This window comes from Variovorax sp. GW823-FHT04B03, from assembly GCF_058796495.1.
The window spans coordinates 189,860-214,557 of record NZ_JBXAIT010000001.1 but is presented as its reverse complement, the minus strand read 5'-3'; the positions used below and the strand labels follow the sequence as shown (position 1 = coordinate 214,557).

Annotated in this window: 22 protein-coding genes; 19 read left to right on the top strand and 3 right to left on the bottom strand. The window is 69.4% G+C overall.

What is annotated here, in order from left to right; genetic code table 11:
• Window positions 1-16: 16 nt before the first annotated feature.
• The 9 genes from AC1RAD_RS00955 (at window position 17) to AC1RAD_RS00915 (ending at window position 11,696) form a co-directional block, all read left to right on the top strand.
• Complete coding sequence (locus AC1RAD_RS00955; protein WP_492733427.1) at window positions 17-1,240, top strand: DUF445 domain-containing protein; 1,224 nt, start codon at window positions 17-19, stop codon at window positions 1,238-1,240.
• A gap of 139 nt (window positions 1,241-1,379) precedes the next feature.
• The gene (locus AC1RAD_RS00950) at window positions 1,380-3,038 is read left to right on the top strand and encodes a Vgb family protein (protein WP_492733425.1); all 1,659 of its coding nucleotides are present in this window, start codon (window positions 1,380-1,382) and stop codon (window positions 3,036-3,038) included.
• 118 nt (window positions 3,039-3,156) lie between these two features.
• Window positions 3,157-3,933 carry an MHYT domain-containing protein gene (locus AC1RAD_RS00945; RefSeq protein ID WP_062472795.1) on the top strand — a complete coding sequence of 259 codons (777 nt, stop codon included), beginning with the start codon at window positions 3,157-3,159 and terminating at the stop codon, window positions 3,931-3,933.
• A 73-nt stretch (window positions 3,934-4,006) separates the two neighbouring features.
• Window positions 4,007-5,617: an acyl-CoA carboxylase subunit beta gene (locus AC1RAD_RS00940; RefSeq protein WP_492733424.1), complete on the top strand. Its 1,611-nt coding sequence runs from the start codon at window positions 4,007-4,009 to the stop codon at window positions 5,615-5,617.
• The gene (locus AC1RAD_RS00935; protein WP_492733422.1) at window positions 5,614-7,563 is read left to right on the top strand and encodes an acetyl/propionyl/methylcrotonyl-CoA carboxylase subunit alpha; all 1,950 of its coding nucleotides are present in this window, start codon (window positions 5,614-5,616) and stop codon (window positions 7,561-7,563) included. Before AC1RAD_RS00940 ends, AC1RAD_RS00935 begins: the two co-directional genes overlap by 4 nt.
• Before the next feature lie 31 nt (window positions 7,564-7,594).
• Entirely contained in the window at window positions 7,595-8,491 is an 897-nt protein-coding gene (locus tag AC1RAD_RS00930) for an SDR family oxidoreductase (RefSeq protein ID WP_492733421.1), read from the top strand.
• 24 nt (window positions 8,492-8,515) lie between these two features.
• Complete coding sequence (locus AC1RAD_RS00925; protein WP_492733419.1) at window positions 8,516-9,676, top strand: acyl-CoA dehydrogenase family protein; 1,161 nt, start codon at window positions 8,516-8,518, stop codon at window positions 9,674-9,676.
• Window positions 9,677-9,681: 5 nt separating this feature from the next.
• Window positions 9,682-10,848, top strand: a complete 1,167-nt coding sequence (locus tag AC1RAD_RS00920; RefSeq protein ID WP_492733417.1) for an acyl-CoA dehydrogenase family protein — start codon at window positions 9,682-9,684, stop codon at window positions 10,846-10,848.
• 86 nt (window positions 10,849-10,934) lie between these two features.
• Window positions 10,935-11,696 (top strand): slipin family protein, encoded by a 762-nt coding sequence (locus AC1RAD_RS00915; RefSeq protein WP_492733415.1) that lies wholly within the window; start codon window positions 10,935-10,937, stop codon window positions 11,694-11,696.
• Window positions 11,697-11,746: 50 nt separating this feature from the next.
• Here the strand turns inward: AC1RAD_RS00915 and AC1RAD_RS00910 are convergent, their stop codons facing one another.
• Entirely contained in the window at window positions 11,747-12,685 is a 939-nt protein-coding gene (locus tag AC1RAD_RS00910; RefSeq protein WP_159278838.1) for a LysR family transcriptional regulator, read from the bottom strand.
• Window positions 12,686-12,810: 125 nt separating this feature from the next.
• Here AC1RAD_RS00910 and AC1RAD_RS00905 point away from each other — a divergent pair, with 125 nt between their 5' ends.
• The 3 genes from AC1RAD_RS00905 to AC1RAD_RS00895 are packed head-to-tail and all read left to right on the top strand — an operon-like array spanning window position 12,811 to window position 16,943.
• Window positions 12,811-13,809: a tripartite tricarboxylate transporter substrate binding protein gene (locus AC1RAD_RS00905; protein ID WP_492733413.1), complete on the top strand. Its 999-nt coding sequence runs from the start codon at window positions 12,811-12,813 to the stop codon at window positions 13,807-13,809.
• Window positions 13,810-13,843: 34 nt separating this feature from the next.
• A complete protein-coding gene (locus AC1RAD_RS00900) occupies window positions 13,844-15,517 on the top strand; it encodes a carboxylesterase/lipase family protein (RefSeq protein WP_492733411.1) in 1,674 nt (557 codons plus the stop codon).
• A gap of 28 nt (window positions 15,518-15,545) precedes the next feature.
• Entirely contained in the window at window positions 15,546-16,943 is a 1,398-nt protein-coding gene (locus AC1RAD_RS00895) for a dipeptidase (RefSeq protein ID WP_492733409.1), read from the top strand.
• A 13-nt stretch (window positions 16,944-16,956) separates the two neighbouring features.
• Here the strand turns inward: AC1RAD_RS00895 and AC1RAD_RS00890 are convergent, their stop codons facing one another.
• Window positions 16,957-18,234, bottom strand: a complete 1,278-nt coding sequence (locus AC1RAD_RS00890) for a DEAD/DEAH box helicase (RefSeq protein WP_159278842.1) — start codon at window positions 18,232-18,234, stop codon at window positions 16,957-16,959.
• A gap of 47 nt (window positions 18,235-18,281) precedes the next feature.
• Here AC1RAD_RS00890 and AC1RAD_RS00885 point away from each other — a divergent pair, with 47 nt between their 5' ends.
• From AC1RAD_RS00885 to AC1RAD_RS00865, 5 genes are all read left to right on the top strand, one after another.
• On the top strand, window positions 18,282-18,662 hold the full coding sequence (locus tag AC1RAD_RS00885; RefSeq protein WP_062472780.1) for a translation initiation factor Sui1: 381 nt from the start codon (window positions 18,282-18,284) through the stop codon (window positions 18,660-18,662).
• A gap of 7 nt (window positions 18,663-18,669) precedes the next feature.
• Window positions 18,670-18,906 (top strand): DUF3820 family protein, encoded by a 237-nt coding sequence (locus AC1RAD_RS00880; protein ID WP_056584018.1) that lies wholly within the window; start codon window positions 18,670-18,672, stop codon window positions 18,904-18,906.
• Between the two features lie 182 nt (window positions 18,907-19,088).
• Window positions 19,089-19,496 (top strand): RNA-binding regulator, encoded by a 408-nt coding sequence (rbp, locus tag AC1RAD_RS00875; RefSeq protein WP_095950733.1) that lies wholly within the window; start codon window positions 19,089-19,091, stop codon window positions 19,494-19,496.
• A 311-nt stretch (window positions 19,497-19,807) separates the two neighbouring features.
• On the top strand, window positions 19,808-20,296 hold the full coding sequence (locus AC1RAD_RS00870) for a tripartite tricarboxylate transporter TctB family protein (RefSeq protein WP_492733407.1): 489 nt from the start codon (window positions 19,808-19,810) through the stop codon (window positions 20,294-20,296).
• Window positions 20,297-20,309: 13 nt separating this feature from the next.
• Window positions 20,310-21,821: a tripartite tricarboxylate transporter permease gene (locus AC1RAD_RS00865; protein WP_062472774.1), complete on the top strand. Its 1,512-nt coding sequence runs from the start codon at window positions 20,310-20,312 to the stop codon at window positions 21,819-21,821.
• 133 nt (window positions 21,822-21,954) lie between these two features.
• Here the strand turns inward: AC1RAD_RS00865 and AC1RAD_RS00860 are convergent, their stop codons facing one another.
• A complete protein-coding gene (locus tag AC1RAD_RS00860; protein ID WP_070063465.1) occupies window positions 21,955-22,713 on the bottom strand; it encodes a sulfite exporter TauE/SafE family protein in 759 nt (252 codons plus the stop codon).
• Window positions 22,714-23,132: 419 nt separating this feature from the next.
• On the opposite strand from AC1RAD_RS00860, the gene AC1RAD_RS00855 reads away from it, so the two are divergent.
• On the top strand, window positions 23,133-24,371 hold the full coding sequence (locus AC1RAD_RS00855; RefSeq protein WP_492733405.1) for an ammonium transporter: 1,239 nt from the start codon (window positions 23,133-23,135) through the stop codon (window positions 24,369-24,371).
• Window positions 24,372-24,389: 18 nt separating this feature from the next.
• Window positions 24,390-24,692, top strand: coding sequence for a hypothetical protein (locus AC1RAD_RS00850; RefSeq protein ID WP_082818034.1), 303 nt, complete (start codon window positions 24,390-24,392; stop codon window positions 24,690-24,692).
• Window positions 24,693-24,698: the final 6 nt, after the last annotated feature.

Sequence of the window (24,698 nt, the reverse complement as noted above, 5' to 3'; positions counted from 1 at the left end):
CGGCGCACTGCAACGCATGAAACGCGTCGCGCTCGGCCTGCTGTGCGCGGCGGCGGCGTTGTATGCGCTGGCCAGCGCGCTGCACGGCCAGCACCCGGCCTGGGGCTACGTGGCGGCCTTTGCCGAGGCCGCGATGGTCGGCGCCATTGCCGACTGGTTCGCGGTGGTGGCGCTGTTTCGCCACCCGCTGGGCCTGCCGATTCCGCACACGGCGATCATCCCGAGCAACAAGGACCGCATCGGCGCCAAGCTCGCGGGCTTCATCTGCGACAACTTCCTGAGCACCGCCCAGGTGCTGGCCAAGCTGCGCCAGTTCGACGCGGCGGGGCGCATCGCCGAGTGGCTGGCCCGGCCCGCCAGCGGCGAGCGGCTCGGCGAATGGGGCGTGGCCGCCACGCGCTACGGCCTGGCCGCCTTCGACGACGAACGGGTGCGCGACTTCATGGGCCGCGCCGCCGCGGCCGGCCTGGCCAAGATCGACCTCTCGCGCCTCACCGGCCAGGCGCTGGACGCGCTCACGGCCGGCGGGCGCCACCAGGCGCTGCTCGACGACGTGCTGCAGCAGGTGGCCGAGCTGCTCGACGGCGAGGAGGTGCAGGCGCACATCACCGAGGCCATCGCGCGCGAGATCAAGACGCTGCGCTACGTGGGCCTGGACCAGGTGGCGGCCAAGCTCGCCACGCGCAAGATCGTGGCCGCCATCGCGCGCACGCTGGCCGAGCTGGCGGCCGAGCCCGACCATCCGATGCGCCGGCGCTTCGACCATTTCGTGGACGACTTCGTGGTGCGCCTGAAGCTGGACCCCGAGTTCCAGCAGCGCGGCGAGCAGATCCGCGCCGAGCTCATTGCGCACCCCGCGCTGGGCGACTACCTGCACGGCCTGTGGGGCGAGCTGCTGGGCTGGCTGCACGACGACCTCGGGCGCGCCGACTCGACCATCCGCCAGCGCATCGCGACGATGGCCGGCGCGCTGGGCCAGCGGCTGCAGAACGACGCGGCGATCCGCGCCTGGATCAACGAGCAGCTCGAAGCCGCCGCGCCGGCGGCCATCGAGCGCTACCGCGAGGACATCCGCCGTTACATCGAGGAGCGCGTGGGCGAGTGGAATGCGCACGAGATGACCGACGAACTCGAGCGCCACATCGGGCGCGACCTGCAGTTCATCCGCATCAACGGCACGCTGGTGGGCGGGCTGGTGGGGCTGCTGATCCACACGGCGACGCAGCTGCTGCGCGGCTGAAAAATCACCGGGTGCAGCGGGTTATCCGCAGCGGACGAAAGTCCGCGTCTTGTCCCGCGAGCGACTGCGCGGCCTCTTCCGGCTCCTAGACTGCGGGCGCACTGCCGCATCCACAACGCCAACCCCAGAGGAGATCGCCATGCCCCGTCGCTCGATCCGCGCTGCCGCGCTGACCGCCGCCCTCGCCCTGCTCGCCGCCTGCAGTTCGCTGTCGCCGCCACCCAAGCGCCCCGCCGCGTGGGCCGCGCCCGAGGTGCTCGTGGCCCCGTCGTCCTTCGCGGGCGTGCACGGCCTGGCCATCGATGCGAAGGGCCGGCTGCTGGCGGGCTCCGTGCTCGGCAACACGCTGTGGGAGGTCGACCGCCAGACCGGCGCCGCCAAGGTGCTGATCGATGCGCCCGAGGGCCAGGCCGACGACATCGCGGTCGGCCCGACGGGCGAGTTGGCCTGGACCAACTACCTCATGGGCATGCTGCGCTACCGCGAAAACGACAGCGCGCCGCTGCGCGTGCTCGCCAAGGATCTGCCCGGGCTGAACTCGCTCGACTTCGATCGCAAGAACGGCAAGCTCTACGCCTCGCAGGTGTTCCTGGGCGACGCGCTGTGGGAGATCGACCGCGAAGGCAAGCAGCCGCCCCGGCTCATCAAGAAGGACATGGGCGGCTTCAACGGCTTCGAGGTCGGGCCCGACGGCCTGCTCTACGGCCCGCTGTGGTTCAAGGGCCAGGTCGTGAAGATCGACCCGGCGAACGGCAATCTGACCGTGATCGCCGACGGCTTCAAGATCCCGGCCGCCGCCAACCTCGACGGCAAGGGCAACCTCTGGGTGGTCGATGCGCGCAGCGGCGAACTGGTGAAGGTCGATCTTGCGAGCGGCAAGAAGACCGTGGCCAAGCAGCTGCGCCCGTCGCTCGACAACCTGGCCATCGCTCCGGACGGGACCATCTACGTTTCGAACATGGCCAACAACGAGGTGCAGGCCTTCAACCCCGCCACCGGCGCGCTGCGCACGCTCACCAGCGGCAAGGTGGCGGTGCCCGCGGGCCTGAAGATCGACGGCAACGACCTGTGGGTGGCCGACGTCTTCGGCTTCCGGCAGGTCGACGTGCGCACCGGCGAGGTGCGCGACGTGTTCCGCATGCAGCGCGACCCCGAACTCGACTACCCCTTCGCAGTCGGCCTGTCGCCCAGGCTGTTCGCGCTGACCTCGTGGTTCACGGGCTCGGTGCAGCTGGTCGACCGCCAGACGCTGAAGACGATCGAGACGATCCACGGCCTGAAGGCCCCGTTCGATGCGCTGCCCATGCCCGACGGCAGCGTGATCTACGCCGAACTCGCCACCGGCAGCATCACCCGCGCCAGCGGGCCGAAGTTTGCAGAGAAGTCAGTGCTGGCTAGCGGGCTGAACGGCCCGGTGCAACTGGTGGTCGGCCAGGACGGCGCGCTCTACGTGACTGAGGCGGCCGGCAAGCTGCTGCGCATTCCGCTGGACGCCAGCGCGCCGCTGCGCACCGTGGCCGACGGGCTGGCGCTGCCCGAGGGTCTGGCCCAGACGCCGTGGGGCAGCTTCATCGTGGCCGAGAGCGCGGCACGCCGGCTGGTCGAGATCGACCCGGCCACCGGCACCCGCCGCACCGTCGCCGAGAACCTGCCCATCGGCCTGGCCGCCGGGCCCGGCCTGCCCCCGCCGTACGTGGTGACGGGCGTGGCCGTGGGCCGCGACGGCACGGTCTACGTGGCGGCCGACAGGAACAATTCGATCTATCGAATTCGGCCTGTCATTCAGGGTAACAATTAGTACAAGTTTCTGTTTACTTTTATAAACACATATTACAAACTGGCCGGGACGCGTCGCAGCGTTCCGATCGCATAGGGCAGTCGGGGTCTGCGAAGCGCTCTTTCCGAAGGGACATCGCATGACTCCACTCGTCGTAGGCCAAGTGCTATCGCCCGAATACTCCCTGGGGCTGGTCGCGCTTTCGTTCGTCATTTCCTTCTTCGGCTCGCTGGTGGCCCTGATCTGCGCCGGGCGCATGGTCGGTGCCGACGGCAAACCCAACCTGGCCATCGTGGCCTGCGCCGCGGTGGCGCTGGGGGGCATCGGCATCTGGTCGATGCACTTCATCGGCATGCTGGCCTACCGGCTGCCCTTCGGCATCGCCTACAACATGCCGCTGACCATCGTGTCGCTGGTGGCGGCCATCCTGATCTCGGGCATTGCGCTGTACCTGGCGGGCGGGCGCGCCAAGTTCAGCCGCTCGGGCTGGCTGGCCGGCAGCCTGCTGGCGGGCCTGGGCGTGTGCGTGATGCACTACATGGGCATGTTCGCGATGAACATGCGGGCCACGATGAGCTTCGACTTCAGCATGGTCGCGCTGTCGGTGGTCATCGCCATCACGGCCGCCGCCGCGGCGCTGTGGCTGGCCTTCAACCTGCGCAAGCTGAGCCACCAGGTGGCCGCCGCCGCCGTGATGGGCGTGGCGGTGTGCACCATGCACTACGTGGGCATGAGCGCGGCCAGCATGATCTGCACGGCGGCCGCCCCGGTCGACGCGCTCTCGCTGGGCGGCAGCTACATGGGCCTCACGGTGTTCGGCACGGCCGGCGCGGTGCTGATCTTCATCTACTGGGTGGTCACGGGCAGCAGCCTCGACGCCGCGCCCGCTGCACAACGGCGCGTGCGCCCCAGCTAGTTGGCGCAAGCGGGCCGGGGGCCCGCCTCCTAAAGTCTGTGCGAAACGACACGCGCGCACCGCACAGACCCCCATGCCCTTCCTCGAATCCCGGCTGCACACCGCCGGAGACAGCTACCAGGCCAACCGCGCCAGCATGCTCTCGCTGCTGGACCAGGTCCGGTCCCACGAAGCCCGCGCCGTGGCCGCCTCCAGCGCCTCGGCCGAGCGCTTCGCCAAGCGCGGCCAGCTGCTGCCGCGCGAACGCCTCGCGCTGCTGCTGGACACCGGCGCGCCCTTCCTGCCGCTGGCCACGCTGGCGGGCCTGGGCCAGGACAACCCCGACCTTTCGAAAAGCGTGCCCGGCGGCGGTCTGATCGCCGGCATCGGGCGCGTGGCCGGCGTGCGCTGCATGATCAGCGCCTCCGACTCCGGCATCGACGCCGGCGCGCTGCAGCCCATGGGCCTGGACAAGCAGCTGCGCCTGCACGAGATCGCGCTGGAGAACAAGCTGCCCTTCATCCAGCTGGTGGAAAGCGCGGGCGCCAACCTCATGCAGTACCGCGTGCAGGACTTCGTGCGCGGCGGCAACATCTTCCGCAACCTCGCGCGGCTCTCGGCCGCGGGGCTGCCGGTGGTGACCGTGACGCACGGCTCGTCGACCGCGGGCGGCGCCTACCAGACAGGCCTGTCGGACTACATCGTGATGGTGCGCGACCGCACCCGGGCCTTCCTGGCCGGGCCGCCGCTCCTGAAGGCCGCCACCGGAGAGATCGCCACCGAGGAAGAACTGGGCGGCGCCGTCATGCACACCCACATCTCGGGCCTGGGCGACTACCTGGCCGAGGACGACCGCGACGCGCTGCGCATCGCGCGCGCCATCCTCGGCGGCATCGACTGGGCGCGCGACCAGGCGCCGCGCACCTTCGCGCCGCCGCGCCACGACGCCGAGGAGCTGATGGGCCTCATGCCCGCCGACGGCCGCCGGCCGGTGGACATGCGCGAGGTCATCGCGCGCATCGCCGACGGCTCCGAGTTCCTGGCCTTCAGCGAGCACTACGGCAGCGCCACGGTCTGCGGCCACATCCGCCTCGAGGGGCATGCGGTGGGCATCATCACCAACAACGGCCCGATCGATTCCGACGGCGCCACCAAGGCCACGCACTTCATCCAGGCCTGCTGCCAGTCGCGCACGCCCATCGTCTACCTGCAGAACATCACGGGCTACATGGTGGGCCGCGCGCACGAGGAGGCCGGCATCATCAAGCACGGCGCCAAGATGATCCAGGCCGTGACCAGCGCCAACGTGCCGCAGATCACGCTGCACTGCGGCGCCTCGTACGGCGCCGGCAACTACGGCATGTGCGGGCGCGGCTTCGCGCCGCGCTTCTGCTTCAGCTGGCCCAACGCGCGCACCGCCGTGATGGGCGGCGAGCAGGCCGCGCAGACCATGGCCATCGTGATGGAGGCCGGCATGGCCCGCAAAGGCGCCGTCGACCGCGACAAGATCGACGCGATGCAGCGCCAGATCGTCGAGCGCTTCGAGCGCCAGATGAGCGTCTTCACCACCAGCGCGCTGCTGCTGGACGACGGCGTGATCGACCCGCGCGACACGCGCGCCGTGCTGGCCGAGGCGCTGTCGATCTGCCGCGACGCCGAGGCGCGCGCGCCGCAACCCATGCAGTTTTCGGTGGCACGGCCATGAGCACCTTTCACAAGATCCTGATCGCCAACCGCGGCGAGATCGCCGTGCGCGTGATGCGCACCGCGCGCGCCATGGGCTACCGCACGGTCGCTGTGTACTCGCGCGCCGATGCAGACGCCGAGCATGTGCGCCAGGCCGACGAGGCCGTGTGCATCGGCGAGCCGCTGCCCGCGCAGAGCTACCTGAACATCGACGCGATCGTTGCCGCGGCCCGTGCCAGCGGCGCCGACGCGGTGCACCCGGGCTATGGCTTCCTCGCCGAGAACGCGGCCTTCGCACAGGCGTGTCGCGACGCGGGGCTGGTCTTCATCGGCCCGTCGCCCGAAGCCATCGTCGCGATGGGCGACAAGGCCGGCGCCAAGCGGCTCATGCAGGCGGCCGGCGTGCCGTGCATTCCAGGCTACCAGGGCGACGATCAAAGCACCGCCACGCTGGCCGCCGAGGCCGAGCGCATCGGCTGGCCCGTGATGATCAAGGCCACGGCCGGCGGCGGCGGGCGCGGCATGCGGCTCGTGACCGCGGCCGGCGCCTTCGCCGAGCAACTGCAGAGCGCGCAGTCCGAGGCGCTGCATGCCTTCGGCGACGCCACCGTGATTTTGGAGCGCGCCATCGTCGCGCCGCGCCACATCGAGATCCAGGTGTTTGCCGACCGCCACGGTCACGCGATTCACCTCGGCGAGCGCGACTGCTCGGTGCAGCGGCGTCACCAGAAGGTGATCGAGGAAGCACCCTCGCCGGCCGTCGATGCCGCGCTGCGCGCGCGCATGGGCGCCACCGCCGTGGCCGCCGCCAAGGCCATCGCCTACGAAGGCGCGGGCACGCTGGAGTTTTTGCTCGACGCGCAGGGCCAGTACTGGTTCATGGAAATGAACACGCGGCTGCAGGTGGAGCACCCCGTGACCGAAGCGGTGACGGGGCTGGACCTCGTCGAACTGCAGCTGCGCGTGGCGGCCGGCGAGCCGCTGACGCTGACGCAGGACGACGTGCGCATCACCGGCCATGCGATCGAGGTGCGCCTGTGCGCCGAAGACCCGCAGCAGGGCTTCCTGCCGCAGAGCGGCACGCTCACGGCGTGGCGTCCGTCGCCTACGCTGCGCACCGAGCACGCGCTGCGCGACGGCGCCGAGGTGCCGCCCTTCTACGACTCGATGATCGCCAAGCTCATCGCGTCGGGCCGCACGCGCGACGAAGCGCGACAGCGGCTGCTGGCGGGCCTGCGCGACACCATCGCACTGGGCCTGCCGACCAACCAGGCATTGCTGCAGCGCGCGCTCGCGCACCCGGTGTTCGCGAGCGGCGGAGCGACCACCGCCTTCATCGGCGACCACCTCGACGCGCTGCTCGCCGCCGACGCGGCAGCCGACACGCGCGCCGCCCTGCTCGCGGCCCTGCTGCTGCAGACCGGCGCGCGCGGCTGGCCTTCGCCACTGGCGCATACGCTGCCCAACGCCCTGCGCTTTTCGCTCGACGGCGCCGTGGACACGGCACGCGTGACGCCGCGCGGCGCGGCGCATTTCGAGGTCGTGCTGGACGACGCCGAGCCGGCCACGCTCGCGCTGCTGGCGCTGTCGGACGACGGCCTGCTGCGCTTCGCCTGCGACGGCGTGGCCGCGCAGGCGCAGGTCGTGCGGTGCGCCGAACGCGTCGACTTCCATTTCGACGGCCGCGCCCACCGCCTCGACGACCTCACGCACGTGGCCGTTCCGCGCGCCGACGCGGGCGGCGGCGACGGCCTGCTGCGCGCCTCGATGAACGGCCGCGTGGTCGCCCTGCTGGCCGCCGAGGGCGACACCGTCTCGGCAGGCCAGCCGCTGGTCACGCTCGAAGCCATGAAGATGGAACACGTGCACTGCGCGCCGCGCGCGGGCCGCGTCGCGGCGCTGCATGTGGCCGTGGGCACGCAGGTGGCCGCGCGCCACATCGTGGCCGAGATCGCCGAGGCCTGAAGGCCCCTCCCCTTTGTCGAGAACCTGTCGAATGAACGCATCCCACTATCGCTCCGTCTTCGCGCCCGGCCTGTTCGCCGGGCAATGCATCGTCGTCACCGGCGGCGGCTCGGGCATCGGCCGCTGCACCGCGCACGAACTGGCCTCGCTCGGCGCCCACGTGGTGCTGGTGGGCCGCAAGCCCGAGAAGCTCGACGCGGTGCGCGCCGAGATCGAGGCCGCCGGCGGCAACGCCAGCACGCAGGCCTTCGACATCCGCCAGGAAGACGCGGTGCGCGAGGCCGTGAAGGCCATCGTCGCGGCGCACGGGCGCATCGACGGGCTGGTCAACAACGCGGGCGGCCAGTACATCACGCCGCTGGCCGCCATCTCGGCCAAGGGCTGGGAGGCGGTGATCCACACCAACCTCACGGGCGGCTTCCTGGTGGCGCGCGAGTGCTACCTGCAGAGCATGCAGGCGACCGGCGGCGCCATCGTCAACATCGTGGCCGACATCTGGGGGTCGATGCCGAACATGGGCCACAGCGGCGCCGCGCGCGCCGGCATGGTGAGCTTCACCGAGACCGCCGCCGCCGAATGGGCCGTGAGCGGCGTGCGCGTGAACGCCGTGGCGCCGGGCTACATCGCCTCCAGCGGCATGGACCACTACCCGCCCGAGGCCGGCGACATGCTGCGCGCCATGCGCAAGACCGTGCCGGCCGGCCGCTTCGGCAACGAGGCCGAGACCTCCGCCGCCATCGCCTTCCTGCTGGGCCCGGCCGCCGCCTTCATCAGCGGCACCGTGCTGCGCGTGGACGGCGCGCGCCCGCAGGCGCGCATGGGCTGGCCCATGGCGCTGCCCGACGCGCAGGCGCAGCAGCGCCCCGCGGTGCGGCCCTACGACGGCTTTCACCTCGCGCAGACACCGCGCGTGTTCCAGGACAAGTAACGAGCGAACGAACGGAGACCAGTGATGCAGTACACCCATGAACACCTCGAGATGCAGAACACCCTGCGCCGGTTCATCGACGAGGAGATCAACCCCCATGTCGACGAATGGGAAGAGGCCGAGATCTTTCCCGCGCACGAGGTCTTCAAGAAGCTCGGCAGCCTCGGCCTGCTGGGCCTGAACAAGCCCGAGGCCTTCGGCGGCGCCGGGCTCGACTATTCGTTTGCGATGGCCTTCGCCGAAGGGCTGGGCCACATCAGCTGCGGCGGCGTGCCGATGGCCATCGGCGTGCAGACCGACATGTGCACGCCCGCGCTCGCGCGCTTCGGCAGCGACGAGTTGCGCCGCGAGTTCCTGGTGCCCGCCATCGCGGGCGACACGGTCGGCTGCATCGGCGTGAGCGAGCCCGGCGCGGGCAGCGACGTGGCGGGCCTGAAGACCTATGCGAAGAAGGACGGCGACGACTACCTCATCACCGGCCAGAAGATGTGGATCACCAACAGCCTGCAGGCCGACTGGATGTGCATGCTGGTCAACACCAGCGAAGGCCCGGTGCACCGCAACAAGTCGCTCGTGATGGTGCCGATGAACCTGCCCGGCATCGAGAAGGCCAAGAAGATCCGCAAGATCGGCATGGACTCGAGCGACACCGGCCTCATCTACTTCGACAACGTGCGCGTGCCGCAGCGCTACCGCATCGGCGAGGAAGGCCAGGGCTTCGTCTACCAGATGCAGCAGTTCCAGGAAGAGCGCCTGTGGTGCGCGGCCAGCTCGCTCGCGCCGATGGACGACTGCATCACGCAGACCATCGAGTGGGCACAGCAGCGCCAGATGTTCGGCGCCACGCTGGCCGACCAGCAGTGGGTGCAGTTCAAGCTGGCCGAGCTCAAGACCGAGGTGGAAGCGCTGCGCGCCCTCACCTACCGCGCCTGCGACCTGCATGTGAAGGGCGAGGACGTGCTCGAGCTCGCCTCGATGGCCAAGCTCAAGACCGGCCGCCTCACGCGCCAGGTGGCCGACACCTGCCTGCAGTTCTGGGGCGGCATGGGCTTCACGCTGGAGAACCGCGTCTCGCGCCTGTACCGCGACGGCCGCCTGGGCTCGATCGGCGGCGGCGCCGACGAGGTGATGCTCGGCATCCTCGCCAAGACCATGGGCATCGCCAAGCGCCCGCCGCGCGGCTGAGCGACATGGACGCGGAACTGCAGGCCGACCGTGCGGCGCTCGCCGACACGGTGCGCCGCTTCGCCCAGACCGAGATCGCACCGAACGTGCAGGCCTGGGACGAGGCCGGCGAATTCCCGCGCGCGCTGTACGCCCGCGCGGCCGAGCTGGGCCTGCTGGGCCTGGGCTACCCGGAAGCACTCGGCGGCACGCCCGCCTCGTATGCGCTGAAGCTGCCGGCGTGGGTCGCGCTCGCGCGCCACGGCCACAGCGGCGGCGTGCTCGCGAGTCTGTTCTCGCACAACATCGGCCTGCCGCCCGTGGTGCTGCATGCCAGCGACGCGGTGCGCCACGAGGTCGTGCCCGCGGTGCTGCGCGGCGAGAAGATCGCCGCGCTTGCGATCACCGAACCCGGCGGCGGCTCCGACGTGGCCGCGGTGCGCACGACGGCCAAGCGCGACGGCGATCACTACGTGCTGAACGGCGAGAAGACCTTCATCACCTCGGGCATGCGCGCCGACTGGATCACCGTGGCCGTGCGCACCGGCGAAGGTCGCGGCGCGGGCGGGCTCTCGATGCTGCTGGTGCCGGGCGACGCGCCCGGCCTTTCGCGCACCCGGCTCGCGAAGATGGGCTGGCTGTGCTCCGACACCGCCACGCTGCACTTCGACAACGTGCGCGTGCCCGCGCGCTACCTGCTCGGCGAAGAAGGCGGCGGGTTCCGCATGGTCATGGGTAACTTCAACGGCGAGCGCGTCGGGCTCGCGGCCGGCGCGCTGGGCTTCGCGCAGGCCTGCCTGGACGAGGCGCTGGCCTGGTCGCGCGAGCGCAAGACCTTCGGCGCCGCGCTCATCGAGCACCAGGCCGTGCGCCACAAGCTGGTCGACATGCAGATGCGCATCGCCTCGACCGAAGCCTGGCTCGAGGCCGTGTCCGCCGAGGGCGACGCGCACGAGGCGGCGGGCCGCATCAACGCGCCCGAGTGGGTGGCGCAGGTCTGCCTGCTCAAGAACCACGCCACGCAGACCATGCAGTTCTGTGCCGACCAGGCGGTGCAGATCCTCGGCGGCATGGGCTTCATGCGCGGCACCGTGAGCGAGCGCGTCTACCGCGAGGTCAAGGTGATGATGATCGGCGGCGGGGCCGAGGAGATCATGAAGGAGCTGGCGGCGCGGCAGCTGGGGTGGGTGTAGCGACCTTCATTTCGGCCCGGCCGGAACGCCGCTGCGCAGCGGGTGTCCAACCGTTCAGCACCTTTGCTGAGTCGCGGGAGATCACCATGCTCTCTTTCACTTATGGCATCGGCGCCGTCGTTCTGGTCCTGCTGGCGGCGCTGCTCTTTTCGGCGATATGGATCTTCCGGGAGTACGAGCGCGGCATCGTGTTCACCCTGGGGCGCTTCTCGAAGGTAGCAGGGCCGGGACTGGTGTTCGTGATCCCGGCCATCCAGCAGGTGGTGCGCGTCGACCTGCGCACCGTGGTGCTCGAAGTGCCGACGCAGGATGTGATCTCGCGCGACAACGTGTCGGTGAAGGTCAGCGCGGTCGTCTACTTCCGCATCGTCGATGCGGCCAAGGCCATCATCGAGGTCAAGGACTTCTTCAACGCGACCAGCCAGCTGGCCCAGACCACGCTGCGCTCGGTGCTCGGCAAGCACCAGCTGGACGACATGCTGGCCGAGCGCGAGAAGCTCAACCTGGATGTGCGCGAGTCGCTGGACGTGCAGACGGCGTCATGGGGCATCAAGGTGTCGAACGTCGAAATCAAGCAGATCGACCTCACCGAATCCATGATCCGCGCCATCGCACGGCAGGCCGAGGCGGAACGCGAACGCCGCGCCAAGGTGATCCATGCCGAAGGCGAGCTGCAGGCGTCCGAGAAGCTGTTCCAGGCCGCGCGCGTGCTGGCGCAGGAGCCGCAGGCCATCCAGTTGCGCTACCTGGAAACGCTCACGGTGATCGGCTCGGACAAGAACACGACCATCGTGTTTCCGCTGCCGGTGGACCTGATGGCGAGCTTGCTCGGCAAGCAGCACGCATAGCCTGCAACGGCGGTGGTCCCGGCGCCGGTTCGAATCGCTGCGCGGGCAGATCAGGTCGATGGCGCCGCGGATGGATCGGCACCGGCCTGCGCGAGCCCGACGCAGAAATCGCGCACCAGCCGCAGTGCAGGGGCCTCGGTGCGGCCTTCGAGCGTGACGAAGGCGAACTGCGCGCTGAGCCCCGCCGCGGGCGCCACCGTCAACTCGGCCAGTTCGCCGCTGTCCTGCAGCGCGCGGGTGGCCGCGAGCACGCCTAGGAAGATCGCGTCGGTGTTGCGCACGGCATCGATCAGCGCGCCGATGTCTTCCGACGACACATGCAGCCAGCGCTGCGGGCTCGCGTCGCTGCCGTAGCGCTCGACCAGGATGCGCGCCACGTCGTCGCTGACCATCGTCGAGACCACCGGGTAGCGCACGAGGTCGTCGAAGCCCACCGGCGTGCCGCGGCCCTTCGCGAGCAGCGGATGACCGCGCCGGCAGACGAAGCCGGAGCGCAGCGTCGGCAGCACGTCGATGTGCAGGTCTTCCCGCGGTGACACCGCGCGGTAGGTGAGCACCAGCGCATCCAGCGTGCGCGCGCGCAGTGCCGCCAGTTGCAGGTCGGGCCCGCCGCCGTGCAGCTGCAGGCCCACACGTGGGTGGTGGCGCAGCATGTGAATCAGCAACGGCGACGAGAACAAGGCGCCCGGTGCGGCACCGAGCCCCAGCCGCACCGAGCCGGCCTGCCCGTCGGCCAGCAGCGCGGCGGCGCGCTTGAGTTCATGCGTCTCCATCGAGATGCGCTTGGCGCGCGCCAGCACCATGGCGCCGAACGGCGTGAGCTCGTTGCGCTTGCCGATGCGGTCGACGAGCTGCATGCCGAGCTCCTGCTCGAGCATCTGGATGCTGCGGCTGAGCGCCGGCTGCGTCAGGTGCACCTTCTCGGACGCGCGGCTGAAGGACCCGGTTTCGGCGAGCGCGAGCAGGTGGTCGAGTTGCTGGAGGTTCATGGCGGGCCGCTCTTTGTCATACGCATGAGGCGCACTCATGGTAATGACAAAAACAATGCATTGGACAGATATTCATGCGATTCCTAGCATCCATCGCGTACTACTTTGGACCAAGGAATTTCCCCATGAAGCGGTTCGGTCAATGGCTTTGCGCGCTGGCTTTTCTAGGCTGCGGCACGGCGGCGATGGCGCAGCCACAAGCGCAGGGGCCCTACCCCTCGAAGGTCGTCACGATGATGGTTCCCTACCCGGCGGGCGCGGCCAGCGACTTCACCGCGCGGGCCCTGAACGACCTGGTCGGCAAGGCGCTCGGCGGGCAGGTGATCGTCGAGAACCTCGGTGGCGCGAGCGGCGCCATCGCCGCGGGCAAGGTGCTGGCGGCGCCGGCCGACGGCCACTTTCTGTTCCAGGGCTCGCCCAACGAGCTGATCCTGTCGGGGCTGGTGAACAAGAGCACGCGCTACAAGCCCGAGGACTTCCAGTGGATCGCGCCGGTGGCCACCTCGCCCCTGGTGCTGATGGTCAACAGCCAGCTGCCGGCGCACTCGCTCGATGAGTTCGTGGCGCTGGCGCGCTCGCGCAAGGACGCACCGCTGAGCTACGGCACGCCGGGCGCCGGCACGCTGTATCACCTGCTCGGCGAGCTCTTCACGAAACGCACCGGCGCGCCTGCCACGCACGTGCCCTACAAGGGCGGCGCACCCCTCCTGCAGGACCTGATCGGCGGGCAGATCGACTTCGCGTTCATGCCGTACCAGGCCTTCTATGCCGACTATGTGAAGCAGGGCCGCCTGCGCGTGATCGGCTCGCTGTCGCCCGGCAAGCGCCTGCCCGCGCCGTTCGACACGGTGCAGACCAGCGCGCAGAGCAAGGACATGAAGGACTTCGACTTCAGCATCTGGACCTCGTACGTGGTGCGCAAGGGCACGCCGCGGCCGGTGGCCGAACGGCTCAACGCCGCGATCGCCGCCGCGCTGAAGAACCCGCAGGCGCGCGCGCAGCTGGAATCGCAGGCCAAGACCGTCTTCGAGCCGATGAGCCTGGAGGCGGGAGAGCAGTTCTACGCCGCCGAGATCGCGCGCTATCGCGACCTCGTCAAGGCCATCGGCTACGAGTCGCCCTGAGCCCCCGCTCCACGCAAGAACAAGAGGTGCATTCATGAAGACGAGACACATCAATGGCCTGGTGCTGACGATCGCGCTGTCGCTCTCGGCGTGCGGCGGCGGTGGCGGCAGCACCGGTTTCGGCGGCATCGCGCTGCCGCCGGCCGCGAGCCCCGCACCGGAGGCCCCCGCGCCGGCGCCGGACGACCTCACGGTCGCGGTCACCACCGAGGGCAAGGTCGCGGGCAGCGCCGGCTCGGACATGGTGTCGTTCCTCGGCATTCCCTACGCGCAGCCGCCGGTGGGCGCCTTGCGCTGGGCACCGCCGCAACCGCCGGCCGCACACGCGGCCACGCTGCAGGCCAGGGCCTTCGGCCATGCGTGCCCGCAAGCCCCCGGCGCGGTGTCGTCACCGATCGTCGAAGACTGCCTCTATCTCAACGTGTGGAAGCCCGCAGGCACGAAGCCCGGCGACAAGCTGCCGGTGATCTTCTACATCCACGGCGGCGCGTTCACGCTGGGTTCGGGCGAGATGGGCCCGAGCCCGCTGGCGAGCCGCGGCGTGGTCGTCGTCAGCCTCAACTACCGGCTCGGCGCGCTCGGCTACCTCGCGAACAAGGCATTGCGCGCAGCCAACAAGGACGGCAGCCTCGGCAACTTCGCGGTGATGGACCAACTGGCCGCGCTCGGCTGGGTGCAGAAGAACATCGCGGCCTTCGGCGGCGATGCGGGCAACGTCACGCTGTGGGGCACCTCGGCAGGCGCGACGCAGAGCTTCTCGTTGCTGCAGTCGCCGAAGGCCAAGGGGCTGTTCCAGCGCGCGGTGATGCAAAGCGGCGGCGCGGCCGAGTACTCGAACCCGAGCATGGACACCTCGCTGGCCGTCGGCGACACCGCCGTGCAGAACCTCGGATGCAGCGGCGCCGCCGACGTGGTCGCCTGCCTGCGGGCACTGCCGGTGTCGGCGCTGCTCGCACAGGGCACGCTCAAGTGGCGGCCCACGGTCGACGCACAGGTCCTCACGCAGGTGCCCGCACGCGCCTTCGCGACCGGCAACTTCAACCAGGTGCCCGTGATGATCGGCGGCGTGCGCGACGAGGGCACGCTGTTCGTCGACACGAAGCTGAGCGCCACCTACTACCCGCTGTACCTGCGCGGGCTCGCGCCGGCCGGCTACGACACCACGGCCATCGAGGCGGCCTACCCGATCGGCAACTACGCCGTGCCGGCGCAAGGCATCGCGCGCGCCATGGGCGACGCGATGTACGCCTGCGGCAACAGCGCGCGGCGCGATGCGCTCGCGGCCTGGGTGCCGGTGTACGGCTGGGAGATGACCGATCCGCAGCTGTCGTTTCCGACGAGCCCCACGGCCTTCTTCTACGGCACCGCGCACGGCATGGACAGCTACTACCTGACCGGCACGGTCGACGCGCTGCCCACGTACCCGTACTTCGACCCGGGCAGCGCCACGCCCGACGCAACCACCACCGCACAGCGCAAGGCGCTGTCGGCGCAGATGGTCGCTTACCTCCTCAACTTCGCGAAGCACGGCGACCCGAACGGGGATGGCCGCAACGTCACGACGCGCTGGCCGCGCTCCATGGGGCCGTCGGGCCGCGCGCTGATGGAGTTCACCTACCCCACCGTCAAGACATCGAGCAACGCGTTCGAGCACACGCACAAGTGCGACACGCTGTGGGGGCCGGACGTGTTCCCGCCGCTGTACTGACGAACCCACCGCATTCACTCCTCCATCCATGAACGAACAACACGTCATCGACCACCTCGACGCTCGCCAGCCGCAGATCGTGGCGTGGCTCAAGGACTTCCTGCGCATCCCGAGCGTGAGCGCCGACCCGGCCTTCGCGCCGGGCATGCACGAGGCGCGGCGCTTCCTCGTCGAGCGGCTGCAGCAGATCGGCCTGGCCGGCGTGCGCCTGCTCGACGGCGACGGCGAGCCCGCCGTGTACGGCGAATGGAATGGCGCGCCCGGCCAACCCACGCTGATGGTCTACGGCCACTACGACGTGCAGCCGGCCGATCCCGTCGCGCAGTGGCGCACGCCGCCGTTCGAGCCCACGGAAGTGGACGACCGGCTCTACGGCCGAGGCACCTCCGACGTGAAGGGCTCGACCACCATCGCACTCGAGGTGATCGCCTCGTTTCTCGCGGTGCAGGGCCGGTGCCCGGTGAACATCAAGGTGTTCCTCGAAGGCGAGGAGGAAACGGGCAGCCCCTCGCTGCGAACCCTCGTCGAGCGCCACCGGGCGCTGCTGCAGGCCGATGCGGTGCTGTCGGCCGACGGCGGGCGCGCGAGCGCGCAGGTGCCGACGATCAACACCGGTGCGCGCGGCAACTCGCAGCTCGAGGTGCGGTTGCGCACCGCGCACAAGGACCTGCATTCAGGCCGCTACGGCGGCGGCGTGCGCAACGCGCTGCACGAGATGGCGCGGCTGGTCGCATCGCTGCACCACGCGGATGGCGGCGTGGCGGTCGAAGGCTTCTACGAGGGCGTGCTGCCACTCAACGCCAGGCAGCGTGCCGATACCGCGGCGTTCCCCTACGACGAAGCCGCGTTCTTTTCTGATGTCGGCGCCGGCGCGCACGGCGAGCCCGAATACACCGCCCGCGAGCGCATCACGCTGCGGCCCGCACTCGACGTCAACGGCCTGTGGGGCGGCTACACGGGCGGTGGCGGCAAGACCATCGTGCCCTGCGAGGCGCAGGCCAAGCTCACCACGCGCGTGGTCGCGGGGCAGGACCCGCGCGCCGTGATCCACGCGGTGCTGCGCCACCTGCAGCGGCACTGCCCGCCCGGCTGCACGCTCGACGTGGTGGCCCTGAACGACGGCTCACCCGCCTCCACCCTCGCGCCGGACCACCCGCTGGTGCGCGCAGCCGAAGCGGTGCTCGAACGCGAGAGCGGCCGGCGCCCCGTTCACGTGCGGCTCGGCGCGAGCGTGCCGGTCACGTCGATCTTCAAGGAGATGCTGGGCATCGACACGCTGATGTTCGGCTTCAACCTGCCCGATGAAGACGTGCATGCGCCGAACGAGTTCTTCCGGCTGGCGTCCATCCAGCAAGGGACACGGGCCTGGACCTTGCTGCTTGCAGAACTGGCGAAGCACCCGCCGGCATCCTTTCATGCCGGCTGACGCCTGACGCGCGTCAGTCCGCGTCTTCTCCACCGCCCGCCTGTGCGGCCAGCGCGGCCGCCGCGCGCAGCTTGTCCTTCTTGCTCGGCCGCGCACCCTTGATGCCGCCGTTGCCCGAGGTGTCGACCAGCACCGGCGCCGCCTCGGTCGGCTCGAAACCCGCGATGCGTTCGCGCGGCACGCGCTGGCCCTGGCGCTTCTCGATCAGGCGGAAGTGCGCCTCGGTGGTGGGGCTCACGAAGCTGATCGCCAGCCCGCTCGCGCCCGCGCGGCCGGTCCGGCCGATGCGGTGGATGTAGTCGGTGGGCGAGCGCGGCAGGTCGTAGTTGATGACCACGGGCAGCTGCGCGATGTCCAGGCCGCGCGCCGCCAGGTCGGTCGCGATCACCACGTCCCAGCGGCTCTGCTTGAACTGCGCCAGGATGTCGCGGCGCGTGCCCTGCGCGATGTCGCCGTGGAAGGGCACGGCGTAGATGCCATTGCGGTACAGCTTCTCGGCCACGGTCTGCGCGGCGTGCTGCGTGGCGACGAACACCAGCACGCGGTCCCAGGTGCCTTCGTTGTCCTTCAGCAGCTGGCGCAGCAGCTGGGTGCGGCGGGCGGCGTCGACCTCGATGGCGCGCTGCACGATGTCGGGGCGGGTGCCGGGCTCGCCCTGCACGTCGACCAGCGCCGGGTCGTGCAGCATGTCGTCGGCCAGCGCCTGGATGGCGATCGGGAAGGTGGCCGAAAAGAGCAGGTTCTGGCGCCGCGCCGGCAGCAGCGCCAGGATGCGCTGCAGCTCCTCGGCAAAGCCCAGGTCGAACAGGCGGTCGGCCTCGTCGAGCACGAGCGTCGACACGGCGTCGAGCGCGAGCGCGTTGTGTTCGACCAGGTCGAGCAGCCGGCCGGGCGTGGCGACCACGATGTCGGCGCCGCCGCGCAGCCGCATCATCTGCGGGTTGATCGAGACGCCGCCGACCGCGACGACGATCTTCAGGCGCTCGGGCAGGTGCCGCGCGAAGTCTTCCAGCGTCTCGCCGACCTGGGCCGCGAGTTCGCGCGTGGGCACGAGCACCAGCGCGCGCAGCCGGCGCGACGCCGACGACGCAGGCTCGGCGGCCAGGCGCTGCAGCAGCGGCAGGGAAAATGCGGCCGTCTTGCCGGAGCCGGTCTGTGCCGAGCCCCGCAGGTCGCGGCCCTGCAAAATGGCAGGGATGGCCGCCGCCTGGATGGCGGTCGGCGCGGCAAAGCCGCTCGCGGCGGCTGCTTGCGCGAGCGCGGGGGTCAGGCCCAGGGTATCGAATGGCATGGAACGGGCACCGGGAAAAAAGAGAGATCGAAAGAAAGACGGATCGAATGGGAACGATGAAGAACAGCCGCACCGGCAGCACGCTGGTGTACTCCACCGAGGCGGGCGGGCGCATGTGCCCCGACTGCGGCGCCCCGATGGCGCAATGCCGCTGCAAGGAACTCGCGAAGGCCCGCACGGCGGCCACGGACGGCATTGTCCGCGTATCGCACGAGACCAAGGGTCGAAAGGGCAAGGGCGTGACCGTGGTCAAGGGCCTGCCGCTCGACGCGGCGGCGCTGGCAGCCGTGGGCAAGCAGCTGAAAGCGGCCTGCGGCACCGGCGGTACGGTGAAGGATGGCACCGTGGAGATCCAGGGCGATCACCGCGAGGTCGTCATCGCCGCCCTCGTGAAGCAGGGCCACACGGTCAAGCGCGCAGGCGGCTGAAGCACGCATGAACCCCGAAGACCTGCAGCGCCTGGTGACGCTCGAAATGCCTTTTGGCAAGCACAAGGGCACGCTGATTGCCGATTTGCCCGGAAATTACCTGACCTGGTTTGCGCGCGAGGGTTTTCCCGCGGGAGAAATTGGCCGGCTGCTCGCTTTGATGCATGAAATAGACCACAACGGCCTGTCCGACCTGCTCAAACCGTTGCGAAACCGCCCGTCGGGTCGGAATGTTTCTCGATAACACAAGATTTCCCCCCTTTTTTCGGAAATCGGGCCGGATAATCCGGCTCACGTGTCTGCGAGCTTCGGCTCCCGTGCACGTAATTTGGTGATCGGTCAGTTTCGCGCCACAGCGCATTAGTTTGTTGTGATTCTGGGACTCCATCGCTTTGTGTTTTTTTGGTTTGAATTAGGAGTCCCTCCATGGGCAAGAAACTTTACGTGGGCAACCTCGCCTACTCCGTGCGTGACAACGACCTGGAACAGGCTTTCGGCGAGTTCGGCTCGATCGTCAGCGCCAAGGTCATGATGGAACGTGACACCGGCCGTTCGAAGGGCTTCGGCTTCGTCGAAATGGGCACGGACGCTGAAGCACTCGCAGCTGTCGAAGGCATGAACGGCGCATCGCTGCAGGGCCGCGCCCTGACGGTGAATGAAGCCCGTCCGATGGAAGCTCGTCCCCCCCGCACCGGCGGTGGTGGCGGCTACGGCGGTGGTGGCGGCGGCGGCTACGGTGGTGGCGGCGGCGGCGGTTACGGCGGCGGCGGTGGCGGCCGTAGCGGTGGCGGCGGTGGTTACGGCGGCGGCGGCGGTGGCCGCGGCGGCTACTAAGCCCTCCCCCACACACTCATGAGCGCCTCGGCGCTCTGAATGAATAAAAAGCTCCTTCGGGAGCTTTTTTCGTTTCTGGCTCACCCCACAACCCGGCCCCGGTCCCTGCCCCTTCGAGGAACACCGCGGAACCGGTTTTGCCGGGCCGCTGGTGTTGCCCCCGGAGGGGGGTGGCGTAGCGACACGAAGTGCGCGAAGCCTGGGGGAGAGCCCGTACTTTCCCTGTAAGCATTTGTCCGTACCGTCGCGGTCAGCCGACGGTCAGCCGCTGGCGACGACCCTCGTCCCTTCGAAAACAGAGGGTCGAGACAATGAAAATCAAGAGACAGGCGGACTTCTTCTCAGGAGTCATGTTCGCCGCCGTCGGTGGCGCGTTCGCCATCGGCGCCACCACCTACACCATCGGCGACGGCGCCCGCATGGGGCCGGGGTACTTCCCGCTGATGCTGGGCATCCTGCTGGCGCTGCTGGGCGCGCTGATCATGTTCCAGGCCATGGTGGTCGAGAGCGCCGACGGCGACAGGATCGGCAAATGGGCCTGGAAGCCGCTGGCCTTCGTGCTCGGCGCCAACCTGGCCTTCGGCGTGCTGCTGGGCGGCCTGCCCAGCGTCGGGCTGCCGGCGATGGGCATGATCATCGCGATCTACGCGCTGACGATCATCTCGAGCATGGCCGGCGAGCACTTCAAGCTGCGCGACGTGCTGGTGCTCTCCACCATCCTGGCGGCCGGCAGCTATGTGGCCTTCATCTGGGCGCTCAAGCTGCAGATCCAGGTCTGGCCCACGTTCATTTCGGGTTGAGGAGCACACCGCCATGGAACTGTTCCACAACCTGGCGACCGGCTTCGGCGTCGCCTTCACCTTCACCAACCTGCTGTACTGCCTGGTCGGCTGCATCCTGGGCACGCTGATCGGCGTGCTGCCGGGCATCGGCCCGGTCGCGACCATCGCGATGCTGCTGCCCGCCACCTACGCGCTGCCGCCCGTGTCGGCGCTGATCATGCTGGCCGGCATCTACTACGGCGCCCAGTACGGCGGCTCGACCACCGCCATTCTGGTGAACCTGCCCGGGGAGTCGTCCTCGGTGGTCACCTGTATCGACGGCTACCAGATGGCAAGGCAGGGCCGCGCAGGCCCTGCGCTGGCTGCGGCCGGCCTGGGCTCGTTCTTCGCAGGCTGCGTCGGCACCTTGATCCTGGCCGCCTTCGCGCCGCCGCTGACCGAGCTGGCCTTCAAGTTCGGCCCGGCCGAGTACTTCTCGCTGATGGTGCTGGGCCTGATCGGCGCGGTGGTGCTGGCCTCGGGCTCGCTGCTCAAGGCGGTGGCGATGATCGTGCTGGGCCTGCTGCTGGGCATCGTGGGCACCGACGTGAACTCAGGCGTGGCGCGCTTCAGCTTCGACATTCCCGAGCTCACCGACGGCATCGGCTTCGTGGTGATCGCCATGGGCGTGTTCGGCTACGGCGAAATCATCGGCAACCTCTCGCAGCCCGACGACGAGCGCGAGGTGTTCACGCACAAGGTGAAGGGCCTGTGGCCCACCAAGGACGACTTCAAGCGCATGACGCCCGCCGTGCTGCGCGGCACGGCGCTGGGTTCGGCGCTGGGCATCCTGCCCGGCGGCGGTGCGCTGCTGGCGGCCTTTGCGGCCTACGCACTGGAGAAGAAGATCAAGATGCGCCCCGGCGAAGTGCCCTTCGGCAAGGGCAACATCCGCGGCGTGGCCTCGCCCGAGTCGGCCAACAACGCCGGCGCGCAGACCTCCTTCATTCCGCTCTTGACGCTGGGCATCCCGCCCAACGCGGTGATGGCGCTGATGGTGGGCGCGATGACGATCCACAACATCCAGCCCGGCCCGCAGGTGATGACCAGCAACCCCGAGCTGTTCTGGGGCCTGATCGCCTCGATGTGGATCGGCAACGCGATGCTGATCATCCTGAACCTGCCGCTGATCGGGATGTGGATCAAGCTGCTGACGGTGCCCTACAAGTTCCTGTTCCCCGCCATCGTGCTGTTCTGCGCGATCGGCGTGTACTCGACCAACAACAACACCTTCGACGTGTGGATGGTGGCGATCTTCGGCTTCATCGGCTACCTGTTCCTGAAGCTGCGCACCGAGCCGGCCCCGCTGCTGCTGGGCTTCATCCTCGGGCCGATGATGGAAGAGAACCTGCGGCGCGCGCTGCTGCTGTCGCGCGGCGCGTGGAGCGTGTTCGTGACGCGGCCGCTGTCGGCAGGGCTGCTGATCGCCGCAGCCTTGCTGCTGGCCATCGTGCTGCTGCCGGCAATCAAGGCGAAGCGCGAAGAAGCCTTCGTTGAGGATTGAGCTGGAGGCTCCTTCCAGGAACACCGCGGAACCGGCTTTGCCGGGCCGCTGGTGTTGCCCCCGGTAGGGGGTTGGCGAAGCGACACGAAGTGCGCGAAGACTGGGGGCGAGCCTGTTGCTCCAGGGGCTTTTTTTATTTCAGGAACGCGTCGTAGGCCGTTTTCAGGATCAGCGCACTCACCACCACGATGAACACGATCCGCACGAAGCCCGCCCCGTGCTTCAGCGCCACGCGCGTACCGACCAGGCTGCCAGCCACGTTGGCCACGGCCATCACCAGCCCGTAGTGCCACCAGACGTGGCCCTTGGCAGCCAGCAGGATCAGCGCGGCGGCGTTGGTCAGGGTGTTGATGACCTTGGCCGAGGCCGAGGCGTTGAGGAAGTCGTAGCCCATCCAGCGCACGAACAGGAACACCAGGAAGCTGCCCGTGCCCGGGCCGAAGAAGCCGTCGTAGAAACCGATGGTCAGGCCGATGGTGCTGGCCGCCAGCGTCTCGGCGCGGCCGCTGAAGCGCGGCGCGTGCAGCCGGCCCATGTCCTTGCGCGCCAGCGTGTAGACCAGCACGCCCAGCAGGATGACCGGCAGCGCCCGGCGCAGGAAGTCGCCCGGGAAGACCGTGACGGTCCAGGCGCCGAGCATCGAGCCGCCGAAACCCAGCAGCGCGGCCGGCCACATTGCGCCCCAGCGCATCTGCACCCGCTGGCTGAACTGGGCCGCCGAGGCCGCCGTGCCCCAGATGGACGCGCTCTTGTTGGTGCCCAGCAGCGTGGCCGGCGGCGCGCCCGGAAACACCGCAAAGAGGGCCGGCACCAGGATCAACCCGCCGCCGCCCACGATCGCATCGATAAAACCCGCGAGCAGTGAGGCGCCCGTGACCACCAGCATTTCCATGCGGGCGATTGTCTCACCGGAATCGCTATCGAAACGATAGCTGTGGTGGCCGGTACCGGCTGGCCAGGAGGCTTGTTTGGCTTGGAGGAAAGCGCCTGCATTCGCGCTGCGAACAGGCAAAAAAAAACGCCGACCAGCGGCGCTTTTCAAATATCAGACAGGCATCTCGTACGGAGCCTTTGAAGAATGTTCTTGTTGATCGATCGGAAGCTTGTCTCCTCGGACCCTCGGCAGTACGAGCAGGGCCCGTCGCGAGTGCGCAGATTGTGCAAGCGCGCACCCGCCCGGTGCATTAGGAATTACCCGCTTCGTGTTACTTCGACCCTCCGGTTGGGAAACCAAAGTGTTTCAGTCAGTTAACAAGATGGCATGACTCGTGCACACAGGCCTTCTGTCCACCACTCCAAGAAGAAACGGTCATGGCCCTGCTGGCACCCCAAGCCTCCCTGAACGCGGCCGACACCGCCTGGATGATGACCTCGACCGCGCTGGTGCTGTTGATGACGCTGCCCGGCATCGCGCTCTTCTATGCCGGCATGGTCCGGCGCAAGAACGTGCTGGCCACCATGGCCGGGGTGGTGGCGATCGCCGCGGTGGTCTCACTGACCTGGTTCGCGCTCGGCTACTCGCTGGCCTTCACGCCCGGCTGGCCCTGGCTGGGCAAGCTCTCGCGCATCGGCTTCTCGGGCTTCGAGTACCTGAAGGAGGCCGGCCAGGTGGCCGTGAGCCACGTGGCGCCGAACGTGCCGGAGTCGGTCTACGCCATGTTCCAGCTGAGCTTCGCAATCATCACCACCGCGCTGGTGCTCGGCGCCTTTGTCGAGCGCATGCGCTTCTCGGCGCTGCTGTGGTTCGCGCTGCTGTGGAGCCTGCTCGTGTACGCACCGGTCGCGCACTGGGTGTGGGAGCCGGGCGGCTGGCTCGCGCAGATGGGTGCGCTCGACTTCGCGGGCGGCTCGGTGGTGCACGTCAACGCGGGCATCGCGGGGCTGGTGTGCGCCTATGCGCTCGGGCCGCGCCGGGGCTACGGGCGCGAGGCCTTCGAGCCCTACAGCCTGGCGCTCACCATGACGGGCGCGGGCCTGCTGTGGGTGGGCTGGTTCGGCTTCAATGCCGGCTCGGCGGTGGCGGCCGACGGGCGCGCGGGCCTGGCGATGCTGGTGACGCACATCGCGGCGGCGGCCGGCGCCATGAGCTGGATGGTCGGCGAATGGATCGTGCGCCGCAGCCCCTCGCTGCTGGGCCTGTGCTCCGGCCTCGTGGCCGGGCTGGTGGCGATCACGCCGGCGGCCGGCTTCGTCACGCCGCTGTCGGCGCTGGCCATCGGCGCCATCGCCGGACTGGCCTGCTACTGGGGCGCCACGGGCCTGAAGCACCTGCTCGGTGCGGACGACTCGCTCGACGTGTTCGGCGTGCACGGCATCGGCGGCATCGTGGGCGCGCTGCTCACGGGCATGTTCGCCGACCCGCGCATCTCGGGCGCGGCGGGCAATGTGCTGACGCAGGCGATCGCGGTCGCCAGCGTGGCGATCTACAGCGCGGCCGGCACGGCCATCGTGCTGTTCCTGGTGCATGTGCTGGTCGGATTGCGCGTCGACCCCGAGAGTGAACTGGTGGGCCTCGATCTTGCTCAGCATCGTGAACACCTGGGAGCCTGACCACCCGAGGGAGACGCCATGCCATCCATGTCCGAAAGCGAACGCATCGCGCTTGCAGCACGCCTTCACGTGGCACTGCGGCGAAAGCACGGGCGCGTGACCGACACCGAATGGATGGCCACCAACGCCGAGTACGCCGCCGAGATCGTGCGCATGACGCGCCAGCACGCCGCCGAGACGAAAGACGACGAACTCGACCAGCTCGCCACGCGGCTGGAGCAGGCCATGGAGCCGCTGGCCCGCGCCGCGCGCTTGGCGGCGCGCCAGCCCGACGGCCTGCCGCCCACGCCGCCGCCGCGCTATGTCGGCGGCCTGCGTTGACGACGC

What these genes read in the sequence shown, in the direction of transcription:
- AC1RAD_RS00955 (WP_492733427.1), top strand. Translation starts at nt 17, where the DNA reads ATGAAACGCGTCGCGCTCGGCCTGCTGTGCGCGGCGGCGGCGTTGTAT.
- AC1RAD_RS00950 (WP_492733425.1), top strand. Translation starts at nt 1,380, where the DNA reads ATGCCCCGTCGCTCGATCCGCGCTGCCGCGCTGACCGCCGCCCTCGCC.
- AC1RAD_RS00945 (WP_062472795.1), top strand. Translation starts at nt 3,157, where the DNA reads ATGACTCCACTCGTCGTAGGCCAAGTGCTATCGCCCGAATACTCCCTG.
- AC1RAD_RS00940 (WP_492733424.1), top strand. Translation starts at nt 4,007, where the DNA reads ATGCCCTTCCTCGAATCCCGGCTGCACACCGCCGGAGACAGCTACCAG.
- AC1RAD_RS00935 (WP_492733422.1), top strand. Translation starts at nt 5,614, where the DNA reads ATGAGCACCTTTCACAAGATCCTGATCGCCAACCGCGGCGAGATCGCC.
- AC1RAD_RS00930 (WP_492733421.1), top strand. Translation starts at nt 7,595, where the DNA reads ATGAACGCATCCCACTATCGCTCCGTCTTCGCGCCCGGCCTGTTCGCC.
- AC1RAD_RS00925 (WP_492733419.1), top strand. Translation starts at nt 8,516, where the DNA reads ATGCAGTACACCCATGAACACCTCGAGATGCAGAACACCCTGCGCCGG.
- AC1RAD_RS00920 (WP_492733417.1), top strand. Translation starts at nt 9,682, where the DNA reads ATGGACGCGGAACTGCAGGCCGACCGTGCGGCGCTCGCCGACACGGTG.
- AC1RAD_RS00915 (WP_492733415.1), top strand. Translation starts at nt 10,935, where the DNA reads ATGCTCTCTTTCACTTATGGCATCGGCGCCGTCGTTCTGGTCCTGCTG.
- AC1RAD_RS00910 (WP_159278838.1), bottom strand. Translation starts at nt 12,685, where the DNA reads ATGAACCTCCAGCAACTCGACCACCTGCTCGCGCTCGCCGAAACCGGG.
- AC1RAD_RS00905 (WP_492733413.1), top strand. Translation starts at nt 12,811, where the DNA reads ATGAAGCGGTTCGGTCAATGGCTTTGCGCGCTGGCTTTTCTAGGCTGC.
- AC1RAD_RS00900 (WP_492733411.1), top strand. Translation starts at nt 13,844, where the DNA reads ATGAAGACGAGACACATCAATGGCCTGGTGCTGACGATCGCGCTGTCG.
- AC1RAD_RS00895 (WP_492733409.1), top strand. Translation starts at nt 15,546, where the DNA reads ATGAACGAACAACACGTCATCGACCACCTCGACGCTCGCCAGCCGCAG.
- AC1RAD_RS00890 (WP_159278842.1), bottom strand. Translation starts at nt 18,234, where the DNA reads ATGCCATTCGATACCCTGGGCCTGACCCCCGCGCTCGCGCAAGCAGCC.
- AC1RAD_RS00885 (WP_062472780.1), top strand. Translation starts at nt 18,282, where the DNA reads ATGGGAACGATGAAGAACAGCCGCACCGGCAGCACGCTGGTGTACTCC.
- AC1RAD_RS00880 (WP_056584018.1), top strand. Translation starts at nt 18,670, where the DNA reads ATGAACCCCGAAGACCTGCAGCGCCTGGTGACGCTCGAAATGCCTTTT.
- rbp (WP_095950733.1), top strand. Translation starts at nt 19,089, where the DNA reads ATGGGCAAGAAACTTTACGTGGGCAACCTCGCCTACTCCGTGCGTGAC.
- AC1RAD_RS00870 (WP_492733407.1), top strand. Translation starts at nt 19,808, where the DNA reads ATGAAAATCAAGAGACAGGCGGACTTCTTCTCAGGAGTCATGTTCGCC.
- AC1RAD_RS00865 (WP_062472774.1), top strand. Translation starts at nt 20,310, where the DNA reads ATGGAACTGTTCCACAACCTGGCGACCGGCTTCGGCGTCGCCTTCACC.
- AC1RAD_RS00860 (WP_070063465.1), bottom strand. Translation starts at nt 22,713, where the DNA reads ATGGAAATGCTGGTGGTCACGGGCGCCTCACTGCTCGCGGGTTTTATC.
- AC1RAD_RS00855 (WP_492733405.1), top strand. Translation starts at nt 23,133, where the DNA reads ATGGCCCTGCTGGCACCCCAAGCCTCCCTGAACGCGGCCGACACCGCC.
- AC1RAD_RS00850 (WP_082818034.1), top strand. Translation starts at nt 24,390, where the DNA reads ATGCCATCCATGTCCGAAAGCGAACGCATCGCGCTTGCAGCACGCCTT.